An 18777-nucleotide genomic window follows, 5' to 3' on the forward strand; every position below is an offset into this window, starting at 1 on the left:
ATCACCTGTTTGAGCTGTTTGCTTAACTTGTTCAGGTTATGTTTTCTCTTTACTTTAAAAAGGCGTGATGAAAATCTGACACTCAATTAAGGCAAATGTTTACGCAACAAACTAAACCAGAATTAATATAAAATAGATGAAAATAATTACCATCATTGGTGCGCGTCCGCAAATCATCAAAGCAGCTGCAATCAGCAGAGCTATACGTGAAAAATATGCTGATAAAATTAACGAGGTTATTGTGCACACTGGACAGCATTATGATGAAAATATGTCGGCTGTTTTTTTTGATGAACTAAACATTCCCCGTCCTGATTATAATCTCAACGTGGGTTCAGGAAGTCATGGTGCGCAAACAGCCAAGATGTTGGAAGGTATTGAAGAAATTATTTTAAAAGAAAAGCCGCAGGCAGTTTTGGTTTATGGAGATACCAACTCAACCGTGGCAGGCGGTCTGGCGGCTTCTAAATTGTTGATTCCACTGGTGCATATTGAAGCCGGTTTGCGTTCATTTAATAAAAGTATGCCTGAAGAAATCAACCGCATTGCTTGTGATCACATGTCTACTTTGCTTTTCTCACCCACTAAACAAGGCGTTGATAATTTACAGCGTGAAGGGTTTAATCTCAATGCGCAAATACCGTTTACTATTGATAATCCAAAAGTGTATCATTGTGGTGATATCATGTTTGATAATTCGCTTTATTTTTCAGAAATAGCAGAGAAAAAAAATATTTTATCAGATTTACAATTGCATGATGGATTTATTCTCTCAACCATTCATCGCAATAACAATACGGATGAACCTGCCCGTTTGAACGCTATTTTTTCAGCATTGTATGAAATTACTGTAAAAAGTAAAAAACAATTGGTACTGCCTTTGCATCCGCGCACACGAAAAATGATGGAGCAACATCTAGATGCACAATTAAAGAAAGACATTCATGAGAACAAATTAATTCAAATAATTCCGCCGGTATCTTTTCTTGATGTCATTGCCCTTGAAAAGCATGCAGGACTTATCATCACAGACAGTGGTGGAGTTCAAAAAGAGGCGTTCTTCTTTAAAAAACCGTGCATCATTCTCAGACCGGAAACTGAGTGGATTGAAATTGTACAAAATGGAAATGCCATATTATGTGATGCAAATAAAGCCAGAATATTAAGTGCATTTGATCAATTGACAACAAAATCTGATTTTACTTTTCCTGATCTTTTTGGGGATGGAAAATCAGCCGAATTTATTTGCGGAGAAATTCTCACCCATCTTGCATGATTGTTATTTTTTCTGAACATATCACCTCACGCTTAATCTATGTCCTTGATTTCTGTTTTACGCAGAAAGGCATGGAGTATAAAATTGTTCAGTCAACTACTGAGTGGAATCAATACAAAACGTGTCGCATAAATTATTCGTATGCTCATGTTCCGGCTGAAATTCAAATGAAACCGCATGATGTTTTATTTGAAGAAAATATGCGTGAAGAGATTAAATTGACCTATCAGAATAATCAATTTGAGTTGGATGGAATAGAGGATCAGTTTGCGGTTATTTTTTTCATTCTAACCAGGTATGAAGAGTATTGGACTCATGAGCGAGATGAACATGACCGGTACCTATCTGCACAGTCAAGTCTCGTAAAATTGGGTTTGCAAAATCGTCCGGTGGTTGATGAATTAGTGAAATCAATTTGGGCAAAGCTTGAACTAGATTATCGTGTTATAGAGAACAATTTTGAATGTGTACCCTCATTTGATATTGACGTAGCATGGGCATACAAAAACCGACCTTTTTTACGCACGCTGGGATCAGCTGTTAAACATGGTAAACTGGGTGAGCGCCTCAAGGTAATGACCGGAAAGAAACAAGATCCCTACGATACGTATTCTTACATTGCTGAGTTAGCAGCACGAGTGAACAGAATAATTTGCTTTGCCCCCGTGGGAGACTATGCAAAATATGATAAGAATATCCATTGGAAAAATCCTCATTACCAATCCTTGATCAGAGGTTTGAATGCCTCTGGAGGTATGGGCTTGCATCCTTCGTATGATGCATTTGAAAATAAAAATAAATTGGATGAAGAGCTTGATCGTTTACAACAGATTGTGGGGCATGAAATTGTAAAAGCGCGCATGCATTTTTTGAGATTGCGAATTCCGGACACCTATGAAATGATGATTGACCTGGGCATTCAAAGAGATTTTACCATGGGTTATGCAGACAACACCGGATTTCGTGCGGGCACATCATTTCCGTTTTATTTTTTTAACCTGCGCACTAATAAGCAATATAATCTTTTATTATTCCCGTTTGCATATATGGATGGTGTTCTGAAAGATCGTCTCAAATTGTCTGTTCAGGAATCAATCAATCAGATAAAAGAATTAATGGATGCCGTGAAAAATTACGGTGGCGTTTTTATGTGTATTTGGCACAATAGCACCATCCATGATCAAGATGAATGGAAGGGATGGCGTGAAGTTTTAGAGTATACCCTCAGTCGTGTTGAGAAGAGAGAGATCTCAGATTTAGATGATGATTTTTTTGTTTGATGTCAAAACTTTTTTCACATGAAGTTTCTCTTTCCGCTGTTTGCATTCGTTTTTTTTTCCTGTATTCAGCATCAAACCAATCAGCAAATTGATATAACTGAAACCACAGATACCGTTGAGGTTTTGTATGCACAAGGTTTTGAAGTAAATTATAAAAATGGATGTACAGAAATTATCACGCATCATTTTGCTGATAATTCTCCTTTTGCTGATACCGTTTATGTTCTTACGGATAGTCTTGTGAAACTACCTGAAAATGCCCATGTCATTCAACCTGAGAAAATATTTTTTGCCTGTCATTCAAGCACGCATTTAGCATTTTTGAATGCCTTGAATTGTATTGAAAAAGTAAAGGGATTGTGTGGAATGCAATATATTTCAGGTACAGATTATGAAAAAAAACTGAACGACAATGGTGCATTTGAACTCTGTTTACAAGATCAAGTAATACCCGAAAAAATTCAACAAACCGGCGCTGATTTGTTTTTAATGTATCCGTTTGAATCTATCGGAAAAGAAAAATATAGTAGAGCAGGAATCAAAACATTTTTCATAGCAGAGTATCTTGAAACTGATCCTTTAGCCAGACTTGAGTGGATTAAGCTGTTTGGTTTGCTTACCAACCAAACATCGCAAGCGCAAAAAGTTTTTGATTTGGCTTCAACAGAATATCTTCAACTAAAAAAAGAAAAGCCTGAAACAACCAAAAAATTTATTCTGAATTTGCCTTACGGTGAAACTTGGTTTATGCCCTCAAGCCAATCCTTGCTGGTTAATTTGATTCAGTCATCAGGCTTGTCTTATTTTTATCCACCCAGTGGTAAAACAGAAAATGATGTTCACAGTTTGGAACAAGTTTGGAATGATGGAATTTTTGCAGATTATTGGATCATCATTGCCGGACGCGATGCTGATTTTTCACTACATGATTTATCTGAAGAGTCTCCGGTTTATGCAGAATTTAAATCAGTGAAAAAAAAGCAGGTGATATTTTGCAATACCAACACTACAGAGTATTTTACAACCGGAGTAATTGAACCACACGTGTTATTAAAAGATCTTCTTTACGCACAAGGTGAATTGAGCAATCATCAACCGGTTTATTTTAGAATTTTGGAGTAGGGGATGGAAGAAACAAATCACCCAGCCAACTCAAGCAATCCTTCTACAAGATTATCTAAATCAGATGTGCTGGTATAAACATGTGGCGTAACGCGAATACCATTCACCCCTTCCCAAATGATGGCAACCGTGTGAATGCCTCTTTTCTCAAATAATTTACTTTCTATTTCCCCGGCTTGCATTCCTTCAATACCAACGGTAGCAATTGCGCATGATGAATTTTGACCAAGAGGCGTGTAAAATTTTATTTTGGGATGTTGTTTTACTTTTGAGGTCCAATATTCTTGTAAAAACTTTAGTCGGTTTTGTTTTCTTTCGGTTCCAATGGATTGATGAAATGAAATTGCTCTGCCAATTGCCATTTCAGCAGGGAATGATCGTGTACCTAAAGCTTCATATTTTCTGATGTCTTCCCCATCGGGTTTATCATTTGGAAAAATGGGCCACAAGGTTTTTATTTTGTCCTTTTTTACATAAAGCATTCCGGTTCCAAATGGAGCGCAAAGCCATTTATGCAAACTGGTTCCCGCATAATCAACGTCTAGATCATGCAATGAAAATTCAATATGAGCAAAAGAATGAGCTGCATCCAAAACCACTTCAATGCCTTTTTCATGAGCCAAAGCTGTAATTTTTTTAGCAGGCAGAATTTGTCCTGTCCAGTTGATGATATGCGTGATATGAATGATTTTTGTTTTACTTGTAATGGCGTTGGCGAAAACATTTACCAGGTCTTCTTCATTTTCGGTATTGAGCGGTACAGATACCCAAACTAACTTAATACCATCTCGTTTTTCACGTTGCAGCCAAGCATTGCGCATATTTGGGTAATCATAATTGGTGACAATGACTTCATCTCCTTTTTCAAGATTGAGACCAAAGATGATAGTGTCTAATGCTTCAGTAGAATTTCGGTGAATGGCAAGTTCATCAGCATCGCAGCCTGCCAGTTCAGCAAGGTTGGTGCGCACTGATTCACGGCCTTTGTCTAATACGCGCCACATATAATAGGACGGTCCTTCATTGCTGAGTCGGTTGTAATTTTCAAATACTTCCTGTACTACTTTCGGTTGTGGACTCACACCCCCATTGTTGAGGTTGGTAATGTTTGATGAAACGGTGTAGGATTGACGTATCCATTCCCAATAATCTTGTTCAGTTGAAAAATCATGAACGTGTTTTATTGTTTCAAATTTAGTATCTGATGCCAAAAGGCTTGAATCCATCAATGAAGCTGCCCCAAGGGTTATACCGGCATTGCGAATAAATTTTCTGCGTGAAAAATCCATATCCGTGTCTTTTGGTATAAATATAGCAATTTCTTCATACTGACTTATTCATGCTATCTGTCAACTAGATCAATGATGCAGGTCATTGGTAAGGTAAAACAGAACAGTGAACTTTGGTCTAAACAAAACGATAGATTATGGACAAAACAATTATAGAATATCTTGTGGATGGTTTTCGCAAGGCAGCTAATGAATTGGAAGAGTTGCAGGTACAGCTTGCACTTGGAAAAGCAGAAGCAAAAGACAAATTTGAATCGCTGAAAAAAAATTTCAATGGGTTAGTTCACTCTGCTGAACTGAAAGTGGATGAAGCCAAAGATTTTGCTCAGGAGATGCGCGTAAAGTTTGAAGAATTGCGCGTGCAACTTGCGCTTGGCAAAGCTGAAACGTTGGAGGCTTTTGAAGCACAAAGAAAAAAAATTAATCAAAAAATGCAGGAGATTGAACAGTATATTAAAGAACATCCAACTTTATCAAAAGTTTATGATTATTTGGTATATGAATTTGAACGCATTAAAACTGAATTGGAAATTCTTGCCATTAATTTTAAACTGGCTTTGAAAAAAACAGATGATAGTTTGCAGAAACGCCGTGAAGAAATGGCAAAGATTATTCAGAATTTACAATCAGGTCTTGAAAAACATTTGCATACGCCAGAACCTACTCGACATGAGAATTTCAGAAATGAAATAAAACAAGCGTATCATCATTTGAAGGCAGCATTTAGCTAATAATAAGTTGAATCAAAACCTTCTTCTTAAAAGTCCTGCGTCGTGGTGGGACTTTTTTTTGGTTGAATCATGCACAGACGATTCTTGTCTCTTCTTTATAATCTGGCGGCCAGTTCTGACAAGCACTTTTGCAGATTTGCTTTGTCTCTGTTTTTTGCATCCAAATCAGAAAATGCCTGATCAATTTCTTTTTTCTCTGACTCTGACAATAGGCTGCCTGCGCTTGATAAAATGATGGCATTTTCTCGGTGCAAATGTTGTGCAAGTTCATCAAGATAATCGTTCATCACTTTTCTCAGACGAGTATGATCATGCACGGTAAACAGATTTTCTACTTCAGCCAACATGGATTTGAAATCTTCATGATTATCGCAAATCTCATGCATAAATTCTGCAGACATATTTTTTGTTCTATTCCTCAGGATTGGATATAATACTTGCTCTTCTTTTGGATAGTGAATTAATTCAGTATAATTTCTGATACAGATAATGAAATCATGCATGAGCTCATGATAGAATGAATCATCAGAGATTTTTTGAATTGATTTGCCTGTATCAATTGCTTTGAATAAAATTTCATGTTCATTTTCCAAGGTGTCAAGCGGGTTTTGCATACGGTAGATTTTTAAAGTACATCCTTCTGCATCTCTCTTCAATAGAGCCAATTGACTAAAAAAAATGTATATAGAGTATGACAAATGTCATAAAACGAATATTAGCGATAGAATTTGTGAGATGATATTTGGGTTGCGCATTAAAGACCCACGCGGCGTCAAGGTCGCGACCTGAACCTACTTAATCGTGAAGTAGAGTTTTTTTAATGTTTTGGTATCACTAACTGAATATTTTGTGGCGGCATTTTCATCTGCATCTGCTTTTTCTGTGTCAGCAGAATCAAGACTAGTGTCGCCAAAAACTCCACCGGCGGTTGACGTTTTATATAAATTTCCGTCTTCCGGCTGATCATCAGTAGCAGTAGTTGAATAGGCGGGAGAAACGGATTCTTTTTCTTCAACCTTACCTGAGTTATTGTTCGTATAGCCTGAATTTTTATCTGTTTTTTTATCTTTCTCTTTTTCTGATAAATTCACTTTTCTGTCAACGCCAATTTCACCTGAATAAGTTTGTGTCACCGTGCTGCCTGAACCTGTATTAGATGTAGTTGTGGGACTCAAATTATAATCATCAGCCAGCACAGGCCCATCATAAGCATTGCCAGGAGATAGTTTTACTTCTTCAGCTACAGACATGTCACGATAACTATCTTCAACCGGAGTTTCTTCAAGTTCATCCATAACCAATTCACTGCCTTCAGTATTTGTTTTAGTGGTTGTCACACCGGTTTGTTCGTTTCTGTTCAAGCCGTTTTGTAACTCATCTTGTTGCGCATTTGATGGATCAGAAATAATTGTTTTTTCATCATCAACTTTTATTGGATTTTCTACCGGATGATCATTCAATGCTAAATCTTTTTCTTGTATTTCAGATTGATTAAAAAGAGTGACAGCACCAATAAAAAGAATGGCAACAGCCGCAATTTGCAATGCAGGATACTGATATATTTTTTTATCGGCAGGAAATAAAAAAGCGGAAACCCCATTCAGCCAAATACCTTTTGGGGCAGCCTGTTTTTGAGAAAGATGTGCCATCACACCTTTTTTCAGATTTTCTGAAGGCGTAATTTTTTCTTGATCAAAGGCAGATGATGTGCTGAGTAAAAACCAGCGCATGGCCTCGTAATCTTCTTCATTAGTGGCATAATCTTTTACCAACTCACGCTCTGTTGCCGTAAGTTCGAAGAATTTTTTCTTCCGGATGATATCCTCTGCTGTATTCATGTTCTCTGTTTTCATCTCCGTCTTATGCTGTATACAACCTATTCAATTTTTGGTTCAATCTTTCAGAATTGATTTTCTGAAAATCTCCAGTTTCTCTGCAACCGTTTTGGTTGCATGATGTAATCTTGATTTTACTGTTCCGGTGTTAATGTCTAATGTTTCTGCAATTTCTTCCAGAGCTAAACCTTCAAAATGGCGCAGCATAAATACTTCTTTATGTTTGTCTCCTAATTTGTCTAGCTCACGCATCAATATCTGATTGAAGCTGGCCTTGTCAACCTCTTTGTCCGGTGCATCTGCCGTATCAGTGCCTTGATAATGATCAGGCACGTCAAACGATGTGTTTTTGCGGATATCTTGCTTTTTATATTCGTTTTTACACATGTTATTAGCAACTGAAAATAGCCAGGCTTTGAAGTTTCGGCTGGTATCAAATAATTCAGGATTATCAATTAGTTTGGTAAATAAATCATGCGCAAAATCTTCTGCTTTTATTCTATCATTCCAAAGTTTGCGATAAAAGAAGTTGACCATGAATTTTTCATACCTGGCATAGAGATTTTCAAAAGCTTTGTGATCGCCTTTGGTATAAAGAGTCATCAACTCTTCATCGCTGTGTGTGGTATAATCTTTTTTGAAAATCCGCATCAGTTGGCTTCAATCTCTTTTAAAATTTCATTTACTTCTTCGGTTCTTGATACTTTTTCAGCAATGGCCTGAATGGTTGTTTTCAAAACCTGATCGCCGGGTGTAAGCATATACAATGTGATGAGTGCAGGTAGGTAATTTCCATAAAGTTTTTTTTCAGCACTGCCTGAAAGGCTGATTTGACTGAGATCTTTGGCTTTAACTTTTTTCCAGAAGTCGTTGAGCGCGGTTAGCTGATCTATATTTCCATATTGATATACCAAACCGGTTATGTATAATTTGTCGGAACATGCAGAAAAATAATCTTGAGGTACGGTGGCTGAAATAAATATTTTTTTGGTGCCGCCGGTGAGGATCGTTTTTACATAGTTTTTTTCGTTTCCCAGGAAAGTCATATCGGTGATGCCGCAATTATTAGAAACCATTTCACGATACTCATCATTTTTCATCATATCCATACAAACTACTTGCACTTCACTTCCCACACCTTCAATTACCTGAGCAAGTAAAAATCCAAACATATCTTCTTGCCCTGATGTAAAGAGTAATGATTTTGTGCTTGGCATAGCATCTTTGTAATAGGCAAGTTCAGATGCCGTGTAATATTTTTTTATTTTGAGAAGATACTCTTTTTGTTTTGCCGTGTTGAATGTTACTGCATAAAATCCTGCCATTTCTTTCAATACGGTTTCATCTGTCGGGTTTAATTCGTATGCCGTAAATAGAGATGATTGCAGATTGGTATTATAATTCCCGTTTACATAAACCACCAAATTGTATTCAAATGAATTGGGGTCAAGTGTTTTTAATTCGGCAACCAGAGCATCTAATTGTGATTGCTGATCAGTGGTAAGTTTTTTTGTTGAACTGCTTTGAAATGATTTTCTTTTCTCAAAATATTCTTCCTTAATAGTGGACAATGATCTATCACCTGATTGACAGAATATCAATCCGGTGGTCATCATCAATAAGAAAACCAAAACCACTTTATGCATAGCTACTGCGTTTATCATGCTTACAACCCAAGTTGAAAAAGGTTCAAATTTAGCTGAAGTTACCTGATTTAATTGAATTTACAAAATATACACTATCAATCTGAATCATTAAGTACAGATCATTTATATTTGTTTTCTACTTAATTTCTATTGATCAACAGAAATCATTTTATTTGTATAGCTATGAAAAAAACATTCTTATTCCTTTTTATAATCACTTCATTTCTCATGTCTTCATGCGATGTGGGTTCTGCAGAAAAAATGGCAGATGAATTCCACCAGCATTTAAAAGCGGGTGAATATGAATACATTGCAGATAATATGATTGATGATGAATCATTAGTCATTACTCCGCGTGAAGAGTGGATATCCTTGTTCAGCGGCATGCGTGAATTTTACGGTGCAATTTCAGAAATCAGCAAAGACATGGGATTTGAATCAAGTTATAACAACGGTATCACCACGGTAAAATTTGATTATACCATCACGTTTGAAAAGATGAAAATATACGAGCGTATTTATTTTGTAGATCGTGGTAAGGGCTATAAAATTTCAGGTATTTTGTACAATGAAAATTTTTCTGCTTTAGAAAGACAATCAGACAATTTTTAGTCTGCCTGCGCAATTCTGCTTCGGCAGATGAGTGAGGTGAAGCAAATTCTATGCTACATGCTGCGTATTTGTGATAGGAAATTGCTTCTCATGGATATCCTATTTTTGCGGCAAATCAATGCTCCATATAATCCAAATCTTTGTCGTGTGTTTCTTCCAACAAAAAAACGCTGAAAATAGCCAAAGCAAAAATTACGGCACCAACAATCATTGCGGCGTGAATGATGCCCATGTCAATAGATAAATATGACCAGAACAAAGTCATACCCACGGTTGCACCACGCACAAAATTTGGTACGGTGGTAGTAACCGTTGAGCGAATATTAGTACCAAATTGTTCAGATGCCACCGTGATAAATACTGCCCAATACCCCATGGCAATTCCCAAAATAAATGCCATGAAATAATAGATGGTTGGGCTTGTGCCATCTGTCATGAAATACAAGATAGAAAATAGCACCAAGCAGCTGATTGAAACCAAGAGAGCCTTTTTGCGAGAAGCCAATTTTTGACTTAGCCATGCTGTCAAGATACTTCCAATAGCTGCACCAATATAATGAAACATAATCGCCTTGCCTGAGCTCACTGGTCCGGTAATGTGAAGTGCTTCACCAAACTCTTTTGAAAACATAATGAGTATTCCAATCACAAACCACACCGGCATGCCAATAATAATGCAGCTGATATAGCGGATAAGGCGTGATTTATTGGAGAATAAACTGAAAAAATTTCCTCTCTTCACATTAGACTCTTTTACCTTGTGGAACATGTCAGAATCATGTACGTAAACTCTGAGCGCAAGTAATGCCAATCCAAGTACACCACCTACCCAATATGCTTCACGCCAGCCCCACTCGGCAACTAAAAACGCCAACACAGCACCCACAATTCCAACTCCTGAAACCAAACTGGTCCCCCATGCCCGATGTTTTTTTGACATCACCTCAGCAACCAGCGTAATACCAACACCTAATTCACCTGCCAGGCCAAACCCTGCAATGAAACGCAAAATGGCATATTGCTCATAATTTTGTACAAAGCCGTTGGCAATATTTGCAAGTGAATACAATAATATGGTGAGAAATAAAGTAGACATTCTTCCCTTTTTATCGCCCATGATTCCCCACACGATACCACCAATCAGCATACCGGCCATTTGCCAGTTCATAAGATCTATTCCAACTGCTGTAATTTGATCTGCCGGAATACCAATTGCTTTTAAACTATCCACACGAACAATGCCGAATAAAATGAGATCATAGATATCTACAAAATATCCAAGGGCGGCTACAATTACCACCATGTTAAACGGATTGGTACTAATGTCTTTTTTTGTCATGGAGATGTTTTTGATCTGATGAGTCAAATATAGTTTTTTGAAATGAATCCGATAAGATATGATTTCTCTGTCCATTATTTCTGCAAAGATTTCTGTGTATCAATCTCAACTTTTGATTTTTTCAAATACGGTGATCGCTCTTGCAAGTTCTTTATTTAAACTAATTCTATTATCTTTACAGCATTGCATGCACAGTATCATGGTTGATAAAGAGACACTACAGGAAACCGTACGAACAATTTTCAGTCATTATCTTGAAAAAAACGGACATCGGAAAACCCCCGAAAGATTTGCTATTCTTGCTGAAATTTATGCACACAAAGGTCATTTTGATATTGAATCACTCTATGTTAAAATGAAGAATAAAAATTACCGTGTCAGTAGAGCAACATTATATAATACGATGGAATTGCTTTTAGCTAGTAATTTGGTACGTAAGCACCAGTTTGGCGGCAATTTAGCTCATTTTGAAAAGGCACATGGTTTCAGTCAACATGATCACGTGATTTGTACAAATACCGGTGAGGTGATAGAATTTTGTGATCCGCGCATTGAAAAAATCAGAGCTACAATTGAAGAATTGTTCAATGTAAAAATTCATCACCATTCACTCTATTTCTATGGTGAAAAAATAGTGGATCAAAAATAAGTTACATGGCTTTAAACATTTTGGAAAAAAAGCACAACCGTTGCATTGAACTTGCATTATCAGGTTCTGCGCTTACTGAAGATGATTTTTCTCCCTTGATTTCTAAATCCAATACTTTAGCCGCAGCCGGTAGCAGCCGTCTGATTTTAAATCTTGAAGGCATTCACCTACTTAATAGTCTTGGCATTAGTGCATTAATTAGAATATTCACTCGCTGCCGCAATACCGGCGGTGATTTATATGTTGTTAATATCTCAGACAAAATTAGTCAGGTGCTTTTGCTTACTAAACTAAATACAGTCCTTAATATTGCACCTTCCGTTGAGGAAGCAGTTAGTAAGTTTAAAGCGGAGTAAATTGCAATCTTAATTGATTTTTTTTACTCATCAAAAGAAAATATACCATGAGCGTAGACGTATTGTTGGGCATGCAATGGGGCGACGAAGGCAAAGGAAAAATTGTTGATGTTGTAGCCCCAAAATATCAGATTATTGCCAGATTTCAAGGAGGACCCAATGCCGGGCATACCCTTATTTTTGAAGGAAAAAAACATGTACTTCATACAGTACCTTCCGGAATTTTCAGAAAGGATACTATCAATATTATTGGCAATGGGGTGGTCATTGACCCTATCACCCTACGCGGTGAAATTGAAAAAATTGAAGCACACGGAATCAAAGTGGCAGGCAATCTGCTCATCTCAAAAAAAGCGCATTTAATTTTGCCTACACATAAAATTCTTGATCGTCTTTCAGAAGAATCAAAAGGACATCAGAAAATTGGATCAACTCTAAAAGGAATTGGCCCAACCTATATGGATAAAACAGGCAGAAACGGTTTGAGAATGGGCGATACGCAATTGTCAATCTTCAAAGAGAAGTATGATGCGCTGGTGAACAAACACAAAAAAATTCTTGGTAATTATGATTACGCCTCACTCCTTGCTGAAACTGAAAAGCAGTGGTTTGATGCTATTGAATTTTTACGTCAGATTGAATTAATTGACAGTGAGTATTACATCAATAATGCATTGGCTGACGGTAAAAAAATTCTGGCTGAAGGCGCACAAGGTACCTTGCTTGACATTGACTTTGGAACATATCCTTATGTCACTTCTTCAAATACCGTAACAGCAGGAACCTGTACCGGACTTGGTGTGGCACCTTCATGCATTGGTGAGGTGATTGGTATTTTCAAAGCATATTGTACGCGTGTTGGTAGTGGTCCTTTTCCAACAGAAGAAGCCAATGAAACCGGTGCTAAAATTCGTGAAATTGGACATGAATACGGCGCAACAACCGGACGTGAACGCCGCTGCGGTTGGATAGATTTACCGGCTCTGAAATATGCGTGCATGATAAACGGCGCTACACAAGTGGCCATGATGAAAGCTGATGTGCTTGACAGTTTTGATACCGTGCGTGTTTGCACTCATTATGAAATTGATGGCAAGATGCAGGATATTTTTCCTTATGATTTGGACGGATTAAACGTAAAACCAATCTACCGCGAATTCAAAGGATGGAAAAAAGATTTAACCAAAATGACTAGTCTTGACCAAGCACCGGCAGAATTTTTAGCATACATTGCATACTTAGAACAAGAATTGCACGTTCCTGTATCTATTGTCTCTGTAGGACCAGACAGAGAGCAGACCATCATACGGAAAAAAAGTTGAGAACAACACGAAAAAATACTTTCCAATGGGCGCTTTTAACAGGCGTCCTTTTTTTTACCCGGCTAGTTCTTGCGCAGGATGCTCCGGTAAGGCTTATTTTTGCTGAAACTGTCAGTGATTATAAAGGGCAAGTAAATACCACCAAGGCAATTGGCAACGTGCAATTTGAGTATCAAAACAGTAAGCTTTTTTGTGACTCAGCTATCTTTTTGCGCACTCCCAATCTTATATATGCTTATGGTCATGTTCAGGTTAACCAAGGTGATACGGTGAATTTGTTCTGTGATTCTCTTTTTTATAATGGCAATACAAATATGTCTGAATTGCGTGGGCATGTGAGGTTGAGAGATAATGAATACAAATTGCTTACAGACTCTATGGATTATGATGGCAATTTGGCCATGGGGTATTATCAGGCGGGGGCTGTGATCACAAGTATTAAAGAAGATTTGAAATTAACTTCACGCAAAGGATCGTACTTTTCAAATTCAAAAACATTTTTTTTTCGTGACAGCGTGCATGTAACCCATCCTGAGTATGAATTGTTCAGTGACACTCTTGAGTTCAGAACTAACGCCGCCACTGCGCATTTTCATGGTCCAACCAAAATACTTTCTGACTCAGCTGAAATTCATTGCAACCGGGGAATTTACTATACGCGCACAAATTATATTCAGCTTTGGAACGGAGCGTCCATGCTAGAACGGGGCAGAACATTAGAGGCAGATAGTTTGATTTTTGATCAGGAAAAAGATGAGGGACAAGGCTTTTGCCACGTGCGCATGTACGATTCAATGGAGCAGGTTTTATTTTTAGCTGATTACTTTTATAAATCACCATTTGATACCGTAATCCAATTATTGGACAACGCTCACGTAATTCAATTCAGTAGGCAGGACACCCTTTTTCTTTCGGCTGATACAATAACGTATTATACAGATACCTTGAGCAATATGTCAAAGTCAATAGCTACAGGGAGAGTTGAAATTATTCGGGCTGAATTTATGGTGGCTTGTGATTCGGCTTATTTCAATGAAACGGATTCAATTATTAAGCTGCATAAAAATCCGGTGATTTGGAGTGACTTGACTCAACTAAGCGGTGATTCAGTGCTTGCAACCTATTATAATCAGGAATTTCATTTGTTAAAAATATATGAACACGCTTTTATTGCTACTGAGCAAGACAGCATTCACTATGACCAAATCAAAGGCCAATACATGACAGCCTATTTGGATTCAGGTAAAATATCAAAAGTATTTATTGATCTCAATGCTCAAACCAGATATTACCTTTCTGAAACAAGCAAAGACAGCCTAGGATATGAAATTAAAACCCTTACCGGAATGAATGAAATAGACTGTAATGATATTTTGATTCATTTTAAAAATTCAGAAATCAGCAAGGTTAGCTTTAATGTGCAGCCCGCTGGCAGTTACACGCCAATAGAAGAAATTCCGGATAACGATCTTTTCCTCAAAGGTTTTGTCTGGCAAATTCAGCGTAAACCCGTCAGAGTATTTATAGAATAATTTTATCTTTACTCCGTGAAATTTCGGTTTGCCATTCTGCTAATTTTTGTTGCCCAGTTTGTTCTGGCGCAAAATGATTTTCCTTTTGGCAAAATCAAGGTTAGAAATTTTACGGCAAAAGACTATACCGCCACGGCACAAAACTGGGATATAATTCAGAATAACGAGTATTATTTTTACATAGCTAATAATGGGGGAATTCTTGAATTTAACGGAGAAAGCTGGTCCAAAATAGAACTTGAAAACAGTGAGCACCCGCGTTCATTTGCTAAAAATGATACCGGACGCATTTATGTGGGTGGACGCGGTGAGTTTGGTTATCTTGATTATGATGCGATGGGCAAAACAGTCTATCACAAACTTTCACACCCGGTTGATACCATTGAGTTTTCAGATGTATGGAATGTCTACTGCATTGGTGAACACACCTGCTTTGTAACCAGCAGCCATATCTTCATTTATTTTGAACAGAATATTGAAGTGATTGAAGTACCCGATGGCGAACGCATAAAAACCAGTTGTTCTATTGATGAAGTAATAATCTGCACGTTTGAAAGAACCGATGGCGACCTTTCTTATGTTTTGAGAGGGAATAAATTTTTTGAAATCCAGAATTCTATCAAAGTTTCTCCTGCTATTATTTATGAAGAAGAGGGAAAAAAAATAATCATTGACGACAAAGGAAATTTTCATGAGTTTCAGCAAAATGGAAGCGCTTATCAAATGGTTTTACAAACCAATCGTAAGTTGAATGTTGGTGAAGGTTTTAAAATAAATAACATTGCTATACAGAATAATTTAATTGTTACCGGCACGGCAGGCAATGGCGTATTGATCTTTGATATGAAAGGTAATCTGGTGAGAACTTTTATGGAAAAAGATGGTCTTGAAAATTTAGAAATCAGAAAAATATTTTTTGATCAGTACAGCAATATCTGGTTGGGCAATGATAATGGAATCACCTTTGTTGAAACATCTGATGCAATCACATCATTTGATAAGGATTTTGGCATTACCGGAATTACAGAAGATATCTATTTGAAAAACGGAGAAATTTATTTGGCAACGCATACTGATTTGTTTAAAAGTGAATTCGGCAATGGAACCATGTCATTTAAAAAACAAAATGTATTTGGCATGGAATTATACCAATTGCGTGAATATACTTTCTCTGATGGAAAAACATACGTGCTGGCAATTGCGAATGATGGAGTATATTATTTAGATGATCAAATGCAAAAACATCTCATTGGAGATTTGTATGCATGGGATTTATTTCAGTCTACAAAAAATCCTGACATGATTTATGTTGGTTTAGATGGTACCGGAGTAGGTTCTATCTCCTATGTCAACGGAAAATTTATATATAATGGTATTTATGACGGAACCACCGGTGAAGTGCGTTCGGTGATTGAAATTCAAGGAAACGTCTACTATTCAGTTAAACGAGAAGGAATCTATCTGTTGGATACAACAAAAAATCAAAATGAAAACATCTTGCCCGGATTGTTACCATTAAAGGATACAACCAACTATTATGAGCAATTTACGCTGGGAGTATTTAGAGACAGAGGTTATGTTGGTACCTCAAATGGCTTGTTTGAAATTGAAGGTAAAAACTTAGTTGCTTCAGAACTCAACCAAGGGCAATTCATTGAAGAGAAACTATTGGTGCATCGCATTTTTAATGATGACAATGAAAAAATGTGGATGGTGATTTTTCACAAGGCAGATACTAAAGATGAATATTCAGAAATTGGATACATGGATTTTTCATCAGATACAGCAATTTGGGTTTCAGCTCCCTTTAAACAAATATCAGATGATGTAATTTATTCTCTCAAACGCGACAAAAATGGCATCTATTGGTTTGGCGGCGGACGTAAAGTTTATGCCTATAATCCCGAGGCAACTTCTAATTTTGCTCAGCCATTCAACTCTTACATTTATCAAGTATCACTTAATGAAGATTCTATTTTTCAATATAACACACACAAAATACTTTCTACAGAACATCGCATTGTATATGCGCAGAATTCAGTTCGTTTTGATTTCACATCTACTGCTTATCTTGGTGGATTAGAAAATGAGTATAGCTGGTATCTTGAAGGTTTTGAATCAGATTGGGGAAAATGGAAATCAACAAATTTTACAGAGTATCAAAGGTTAACTGAAGGTGATTATGTTTTTCATGTTCAGGCTAAAAACTATTATGGTTATGAGAGCACTGAAGCAACCTTTTCATTCACTATTTTACCACCATGGTATCGCACTGCGTGGGCATATATCGTATACATCATTTTATTTATTTTACTTATCTATATTATAATTCGCGTATCTATTGCGCGGGTTAAATCTCAGAAAGAAGAACTTGAAAAAATTGTACAAGAGCGCACGCATGAAATTGCAGAACAAAATCATTTGCTTGAGCATCAAAAAGCAGAAATTGAAGAGAAAACAAATGATATTCTTGATTCAATCAAATACGCGAAAAGAATTCAGAACACCATTTTGCCGGGTGAAGATAAACTCAGACAAATTTTTGATCATGATCATTTTGTGTTGTATAAACCAAAGGATATTGTATCAGGTGATTTCTACTGGGCTGCGCGATTTGAAAATAAAACTATTTTTTCAGCCATTGATTGTACCGGTCATGGTGTGCCCGGAGCTTTCGTAAGTATTGTTGGTTTTAATGGGCTCAACCGCACGGTAAATGAATTCAAATTGAGACAACCGGCTGCCATTCTTGACAAGTTGACTGATTTAGTGGTTGATACTTTTTCACAAAGTGAATCCAATATCAAAGACGGAATGGATATTGGTTTGTGCGCCATTGATAATGAAACGTTGAAACTTGAATTCTCCGGGGCAAATAATCCGCTGTTATTGGTGCGTGAAAAAGAAGCAATTGAACTTAAACCGGATAAACAACCAATCGGTGAATTTGAAGAACGCAAACCTTTCACCAATCATGAAATACAATTGCAAAGCGGTGATTGCGTCTATGTTTTTTCAGATGGATATGCCGATCAATTTGGTGGACCAAAGGGAAAAAAATTAAAATACAAAGCATTAAAAGATTTGCTGGTTGAAATATCTCAACTTGAAATGAAGGAACAACTTACACGTCTTGATCAGGCTTTCAATGCATGGAAAGGTGAGTATGAACAATTGGATGATGTTTGTCTGTTTGGTGTTAAAATAAAATAATTCAATTCAATTCAATGCATTGCATAAAACTATGAATGTAAAAAAGAATCTCAGCGGAATTTTGTTGATTGCAAGCATTATCATTTGGTTGATATGTGCATTTCTGGTTTGGTCAGGCGGTGAAATGGTGAAGGCGTTTTATGTTCACCTCACTTTGTTTCAAACCGTAATTGTTGTTGCCTTGGCTGGTATATATCTGATTGATGCATTTGGAAATAAGGAAAGTAAATTGTTCCGTTTTATTACACTTGGTTCAGGAATTTTCATCTCAGTTTTTGCACTTTTGGTATGCTTTAATATAATTTCATTTTTATCAACTTGGAATTGGCTGGTGGCCTTTGCTATTTTGTACACGGCTTTTGTACAAATTCAATTGATGCGCTGGGGACAACGTGTACATCAAATCACCCGATTTTCTGCCTTGTTTGTTTTACTCTGTGATCTTTTTCTGGTAATTTTCTTCGTCACTAAATCGCATCACGCAGAGTTGCGGTTTTGGGTTAATTTAGCCGTGATGATCTCTATTGTTTTTACCTTAACGGGTATGTATTTTTTGAGAAAGAAATCTAATTGAA

Annotated in this window: 17 protein-coding genes; 11 read left to right on the plus strand and 6 right to left on the minus strand. The window is 36.9% G+C overall.

Annotated elements, in window-relative coordinates:
• The first annotated feature begins 136 nt into the window (after positions 1 to 136).
• From wecB to IPH66_15755, 3 genes are read left to right on the plus strand one after another with little or no spacing between them, the layout of a single operon-like run.
• Positions 137 to 1276 (plus strand): UDP-N-acetylglucosamine 2-epimerase (non-hydrolyzing), encoded by a 1140-nt coding sequence (wecB, locus tag IPH66_15745; protein ID MBK7130795.1) that lies wholly within the window; start codon positions 137 to 139, stop codon positions 1274 to 1276.
• Entirely contained in the window at positions 1273 to 2556 is a 1284-nt protein-coding gene (locus IPH66_15750) for a polysaccharide deacetylase family protein (protein MBK7130796.1), read from the plus strand. Before wecB ends, IPH66_15750 begins: the two co-directional genes overlap by 4 nt.
• 18 nt (positions 2557 to 2574) lie before the next feature.
• Complete coding sequence (locus tag IPH66_15755) at positions 2575 to 3678, plus strand: ABC transporter substrate-binding protein (protein ID MBK7130797.1); 1104 nt, start codon at positions 2575 to 2577, stop codon at positions 3676 to 3678.
• Between the two features lie 17 nt (positions 3679 to 3695).
• Here the strand turns inward: IPH66_15755 and IPH66_15760 are convergent, their stop codons facing one another.
• Positions 3696 to 4967, minus strand: a complete 1272-nt coding sequence (locus IPH66_15760) for an aminotransferase class V-fold PLP-dependent enzyme (GenBank protein ID MBK7130798.1) — start codon at positions 4965 to 4967, stop codon at positions 3696 to 3698.
• Between the two features lie 137 nt (positions 4968 to 5104).
• Between IPH66_15760 and IPH66_15765 the strand changes: the two genes are divergently transcribed.
• Positions 5105 to 5698: a hypothetical protein gene (locus IPH66_15765; GenBank protein ID MBK7130799.1), complete on the plus strand. Its 594-nt coding sequence runs from the start codon at positions 5105 to 5107 to the stop codon at positions 5696 to 5698.
• A 95-nt stretch (positions 5699 to 5793) separates the two neighbouring features.
• On the opposite strand, the gene IPH66_15770 is transcribed toward IPH66_15765, so the two are convergent.
• From IPH66_15770 to IPH66_15785, 4 genes are all read right to left on the minus strand, one after another.
• The gene (locus IPH66_15770) at positions 5794 to 6312 is read right to left on the minus strand and encodes a hemerythrin domain-containing protein (protein ID MBK7130800.1); all 519 of its coding nucleotides are present in this window, start codon (positions 6310 to 6312) and stop codon (positions 5794 to 5796) included.
• Between the two features lie 177 nt (positions 6313 to 6489).
• The gene (locus IPH66_15775) at positions 6490 to 7536 is read right to left on the minus strand and encodes a hypothetical protein (GenBank protein MBK7130801.1); all 1047 of its coding nucleotides are present in this window, start codon (positions 7534 to 7536) and stop codon (positions 6490 to 6492) included.
• A 54-nt stretch (positions 7537 to 7590) separates the two neighbouring features.
• A complete protein-coding gene (locus IPH66_15780) occupies positions 7591 to 8184 on the minus strand; it encodes an RNA polymerase sigma factor (GenBank protein ID MBK7130802.1) in 594 nt (197 codons plus the stop codon).
• Positions 8184 to 9197, minus strand: coding sequence for a hypothetical protein (locus IPH66_15785; protein MBK7130803.1), 1014 nt, complete (start codon positions 9195 to 9197; stop codon positions 8184 to 8186). Before IPH66_15785 ends, IPH66_15780 begins: the two co-directional genes overlap by 1 nt.
• Positions 9198 to 9362: 165 nt before the next feature.
• On the opposite strand from IPH66_15785, the gene IPH66_15790 reads away from it, so the two are divergent.
• Positions 9363 to 9791 (plus strand): hypothetical protein, encoded by a 429-nt coding sequence (locus IPH66_15790; protein MBK7130804.1) that lies wholly within the window; start codon positions 9363 to 9365, stop codon positions 9789 to 9791.
• Between the two features lie 115 nt (positions 9792 to 9906).
• Here IPH66_15790 and IPH66_15795 read toward each other — a convergent pair whose 3' ends face one another.
• Complete coding sequence (locus tag IPH66_15795; protein ID MBK7130805.1) at positions 9907 to 11130, minus strand: MFS transporter; 1224 nt, start codon at positions 11128 to 11130, stop codon at positions 9907 to 9909.
• Between the two features lie 199 nt (positions 11131 to 11329).
• Here IPH66_15795 and IPH66_15800 point away from each other — a divergent pair, with 199 nt between their 5' ends.
• Genes IPH66_15800 through IPH66_15825 form a run of 6 tightly spaced genes read left to right on the plus strand, consistent with a single transcriptional unit; the run spans position 11330 to position 18776 of the window.
• The gene (locus tag IPH66_15800) at positions 11330 to 11779 is read left to right on the plus strand and encodes a transcriptional repressor (protein MBK7130806.1); all 450 of its coding nucleotides are present in this window, start codon (positions 11330 to 11332) and stop codon (positions 11777 to 11779) included.
• Between the two features lie 5 nt (positions 11780 to 11784).
• Positions 11785 to 12135, plus strand: a complete 351-nt coding sequence (locus tag IPH66_15805; GenBank protein MBK7130807.1) for an STAS domain-containing protein — start codon at positions 11785 to 11787, stop codon at positions 12133 to 12135.
• 47 nt (positions 12136 to 12182) lie between these two features.
• The gene (locus IPH66_15810; protein MBK7130808.1) at positions 12183 to 13457 is read left to right on the plus strand and encodes an adenylosuccinate synthase; all 1275 of its coding nucleotides are present in this window, start codon (positions 12183 to 12185) and stop codon (positions 13455 to 13457) included.
• Positions 13454 to 14989, plus strand: coding sequence for a hypothetical protein (locus IPH66_15815; GenBank protein ID MBK7130809.1), 1536 nt, complete (start codon positions 13454 to 13456; stop codon positions 14987 to 14989). Before IPH66_15810 ends, IPH66_15815 begins: the two co-directional genes overlap by 4 nt.
• Before the next feature lie 15 nt (positions 14990 to 15004).
• Complete coding sequence (locus IPH66_15820; protein ID MBK7130810.1) at positions 15005 to 18202, plus strand: SpoIIE family protein phosphatase; 3198 nt, start codon at positions 15005 to 15007, stop codon at positions 18200 to 18202.
• Positions 18203 to 18233: 31 nt separating this feature from the next.
• On the plus strand, positions 18234 to 18776 hold the full coding sequence (locus tag IPH66_15825) for a hypothetical protein (protein MBK7130811.1): 543 nt from the start codon (positions 18234 to 18236) through the stop codon (positions 18774 to 18776).
• The last annotated feature ends 1 nt before the right edge of the window (position 18777 follow it).

It is taken from the genome of Crocinitomicaceae bacterium, assembly GCA_016708105.1.
GTDB lineage: Bacteria > Bacteroidota > Bacteroidia > Flavobacteriales_D > Crocinitomicaceae > JADJGJ01.

Excerpts from the sequence above, each read along its gene's own strand:
- wecB (MBK7130795.1), top strand. The coding sequence starts at position 137 with ATGAAAATAATTACCATCATTGGTGCGCGTCCGCAAATCATCAAAGCA.
- IPH66_15750 (MBK7130796.1), top strand. The coding sequence starts at position 1,273 with ATGATTGTTATTTTTTCTGAACATATCACCTCACGCTTAATCTATGTC.
- IPH66_15755 (MBK7130797.1), top strand. The coding sequence starts at position 2,575 with ATGAAGTTTCTCTTTCCGCTGTTTGCATTCGTTTTTTTTTCCTGTATT.
- IPH66_15760 (MBK7130798.1), bottom strand. The coding sequence starts at position 4,967 with ATGGATTTTTCACGCAGAAAATTTATTCGCAATGCCGGTATAACCCTT.
- IPH66_15765 (MBK7130799.1), top strand. The coding sequence starts at position 5,105 with ATGGACAAAACAATTATAGAATATCTTGTGGATGGTTTTCGCAAGGCA.
- IPH66_15770 (MBK7130800.1), bottom strand. The coding sequence starts at position 6,312 with ATGCAAAACCCGCTTGACACCTTGGAAAATGAACATGAAATTTTATTC.
- IPH66_15775 (MBK7130801.1), bottom strand. The coding sequence starts at position 7,536 with ATGAATACAGCAGAGGATATCATCCGGAAGAAAAAATTCTTCGAACTT.
- IPH66_15780 (MBK7130802.1), bottom strand. The coding sequence starts at position 8,184 with ATGCGGATTTTCAAAAAAGATTATACCACACACAGCGATGAAGAGTTG.
- IPH66_15785 (MBK7130803.1), bottom strand. The coding sequence starts at position 9,197 with ATGATAAACGCAGTAGCTATGCATAAAGTGGTTTTGGTTTTCTTATTG.
- IPH66_15790 (MBK7130804.1), top strand. The coding sequence starts at position 9,363 with ATGAAAAAAACATTCTTATTCCTTTTTATAATCACTTCATTTCTCATG.
- IPH66_15795 (MBK7130805.1), bottom strand. The coding sequence starts at position 11,130 with ATGACAAAAAAAGACATTAGTACCAATCCGTTTAACATGGTGGTAATT.
- IPH66_15800 (MBK7130806.1), top strand. The coding sequence starts at position 11,330 with ATGGTTGATAAAGAGACACTACAGGAAACCGTACGAACAATTTTCAGT.
- IPH66_15805 (MBK7130807.1), top strand. The coding sequence starts at position 11,785 with ATGGCTTTAAACATTTTGGAAAAAAAGCACAACCGTTGCATTGAACTT.
- IPH66_15810 (MBK7130808.1), top strand. The coding sequence starts at position 12,183 with ATGAGCGTAGACGTATTGTTGGGCATGCAATGGGGCGACGAAGGCAAA.
- IPH66_15825 (MBK7130811.1), top strand. The coding sequence starts at position 18,234 with ATGAATGTAAAAAAGAATCTCAGCGGAATTTTGTTGATTGCAAGCATT.